The following is a 2,932-nucleotide window of genomic DNA, read 5'->3' as shown; positions in this document are numbered from 1 at the left end:
AAACCCGCGTGGGACGCGGTGGTTCGTCTGACAACCCGCAGGCTGCGGATGAACGACAGCCGGTCGGGATCAAGCTTGGCGTCAAGCGCGGCCTCGTGCATCAGTGTACGGATGGCGTAGTGGACCAACAGGTAGCTGCGTATTTCGGCCCCAACTGATCACCAGTATCGGACCAAACTGATCACTGATGTCGGCGGTAACTGATCATCTGTTTCGGCTCTGACTGATCAGCGATATCGGCCGTAACTGACCAGCGGCAACGAGCCCCTGGACCGCGCTGGATAACACGATGAAGCCTGGCATAGGTCGCGCCTTCCCGTACGCTCTCTGTCGAGGAATCGACAGGCGACCAAGAGGGAGAGTGGCGAACGGTGGCAGGCAGGAGGTTATCCATGCGCAAGATCAAGGAGATCCTGAGGCTGCATCATGAGCTCGGGCTCGCCCGCCGGGAGATCGGCCGCAGCGTGTCGGTCTCCCCCAACACGGTGGCGGACCTCATCCGCCGGGCGGAGGTGGCCGGTCTTTCGTGGCCGCTTCCCGACGACCTCGACGAGGCCGCTCTCGACGCCCGGCTCTACCCACCGACTGCTCCCTCCTCGGTGCGCCGTCCCGAGCCCGACCCCGAGCAGATGCACCGGGAGCTGGCCCGCAAGGGCGTGACGCTCCAGCTCCTCTGGCTGGAATACAAGGCCGAGTATCCCGACGGCCTGCAGTACACGCAGTTCTGCGAGCGCTACCGGCGCTTCCGAGGCAAGGTGGACGTGGTTCTCCGTCAGGAGCACAAGGCCGGGGAGAAGCTCTTCGTCGACTTCGCCGGCCCCACCGTCCCCATCGTGGAGCGGCGCACCGGAGAACTCAGGGACGCCCACGTCTTCGTCGCCGTCCTCGGCTGCTCCAACTACACCTACATCGAGGCCACCTGGGGCGAGGATCTGCGCAGCTGGCTCTTAGCGCACATCCACTGCTTCGGGGCGCTGGGCGGGGTGGTGCGCACCGTCGTCTGTGACAACCTGAAGAGCGGCGTCACCCACCCCGACTACTACGAGCCCGATCTCAACCCCGCCTACGCCGACCTGGCCCGCCATTACGGCTGCGCTGTGGTGCCCGCCCGCCCGCGGCGCCCTCGGGACAAGGCGAAAGTCGAAGCCGGAGTCCTGGTGGTGGAGCGCACTGTTTTAGCCCCGCTCCGCGACCGGACCTTCTTCTCCCTCGTGGATCTGAACGAGGCCCTCGCCGAAGGGACCTCCCGGCTGAACGAGGCCCCCTTCCAGAAGCTCGCAGGCTCCCGGCTCTCCCTCTTCGAGACCCTCGACCGTCCGGCCCTTCTCCCCCTGCCTCTGACTCCCTACGAGTTCGCCCTGTGGAAGCGGGCCCGCGTCAACATCGACTACCATCTGGAGCTCGAGCGCAACTTCTACTCCGTCCCCTACCAGCTGGCCCGGGAGGAGGTGGACGTGCGCTACACCGCAGGCACGGTGGAGGTGCTCTTCGCCGGCGCCCGCGTGGCCAGTCATGCGCGCCGCTTCGGACGGGGCGAGTACTCGACCAAGCCCGAGCACATGCCTGAAGCCCACCGCCGCTATCTGGAGTGGTCGCCGGGGCGGCTCATCTCCTGGGCGGGGACCGTGGGCCCCGAGACCGCCTGCCTGGTTCAGACCATCCTCGAGCGCCGGCCCCATCCCGAGCACGGCTACCGGGCCTGTCTTGGGATCATGCGCCTCTCCAAGCACTACCCGTCCGCCCGCGTCGAGGCCGCCTGCCGCCGGGCCCTCTTCTTGGGCGCCACCTCCTACCGGAGCGTGAAGAGCATCCTGGCCCGCGGTCTTGACAAAGTGCCGCTTCCCGTCGCGCCCGAACCCCTACCCGGTCTTGCGATCGTGCACGAGAACCTGCGCGGCCCCCACTACTACGCCGAAGAGAAGGAGGCCTGATGCTCCGCGAACAGACCCTAGAGAAGCTCCGGCACATGCAGCTGCGGGGCATGGCGGCCGCGTTGGCGGCCCAGAGCCAGGACCCCGAGGCCCAAACACTCTCATTTGAAGAGCGCCTGGGGCTCCTGGTGGATGAGGAGTGGACGCAAAGAAGAAACCGGGCCCTCGAGAGACTGCTCAGAGAAGCGAAGCTCCGCCTGGCGGCCTGTCCGGAGGATCTCGACTACTCGCCGGCCCGGGGTCTTGATCGGGCGCTCATGCGTTCGCTCGCCACCTGCGCCTTTGTCCGCGACCACCAGAACCTCCTCGTCCTCGGAGCCACCGGGGTGGGCAAGACCTACGTGGCCTGCGCGCTCGGGAACGCCTGCTGCCGCATGGGGCTGCGCACCCGCTACTTCCGTCTCCAGGCGCTCCTCACGGAGCTGACCTTGGCCAAAGGAGACGGGAGCTACCCCGCCTTCATGGCCCGTCTCGCCAAGACCGAGCTCCTCATCCTCGACGACTTCGGCCTGACGCCGCTCTCCGTCTCAGAAGCGCGGGATCTCCTCGAGGTGATCGACGAGCGGACACTCACCCGCTCGACTCTGGTGGCGAGTCAGCTCCCCTTGGAGATGTGGCACGGGGCCATCGCCGATCCCACCCTGGCCGACGCCATCCTCGATCGCCTCATCCACAACGCCCACAAGATCCACCTGAAGGGAGAGTCCATGAGGAAGATGAAAGGTCCGAAAGGCACGTCGGCGGTGCCGACGAGGGAGGTCTGAGCTACACTGCCCAAAGGAACACCAGCGCGGCCCGGAGCTCCGAGAGGTCTCTGGTCAGTTCGTGCCGAACACGCTGGTCAGTCTCCGCCGAAACGCCTGGTCAGATAGAGCCGAACCGGGTGGTCAGTTCGGCCGAAATACGCAGCATGTTCGCCACCAAGTAGAGCGAGACGCCCCCCGACGCGGCCCAAGACGCATGGGTGTGCCGGAGATCATGAAGGTGCACATCTTCGAGCC

At 66.3% G+C, this 2,932-nt stretch carries 2 protein-coding genes and 1 pseudogene; 2 read left to right on the top strand and 1 reads right to left on the bottom strand.

The window, feature by feature from the left end; translation table 11 throughout:
• Nucleotides 1-146: pseudogene (locus tag Q8K99_13290) on the bottom strand (IS4 family transposase).
• Nucleotides 147-392: 246 nt separating this feature from the next.
• Between Q8K99_13290 and istA the strand changes: the two are divergent.
• Together istA and istB are read left to right on the top strand one after the other, a co-directional pair.
• Complete coding sequence (gene istA / locus Q8K99_13285; GenBank protein ID MDP2183528.1) at nucleotides 393-1,931, top strand: IS21 family transposase; 1,539 nt, start codon at nucleotides 393-395, stop codon at nucleotides 1,929-1,931.
• Complete coding sequence (istB, locus tag Q8K99_13280) at nucleotides 1,931-2,695, top strand: IS21-like element helper ATPase IstB (GenBank protein MDP2183527.1); 765 nt, start codon at nucleotides 1,931-1,933, stop codon at nucleotides 2,693-2,695. Before istA ends, istB begins: the two co-directional genes overlap by 1 nt.
• Nucleotides 2,696-2,932: the final 237 nt, after the last annotated feature.

It is taken from the genome of Actinomycetota bacterium, assembly GCA_030682655.1.
Classification (GTDB): domain Bacteria; phylum Actinomycetota; class Coriobacteriia; order Anaerosomatales; family JAUXNU01; genus JAUXNU01.
This window is presented reverse-complemented; position numbering and strand designations above follow the sequence as displayed.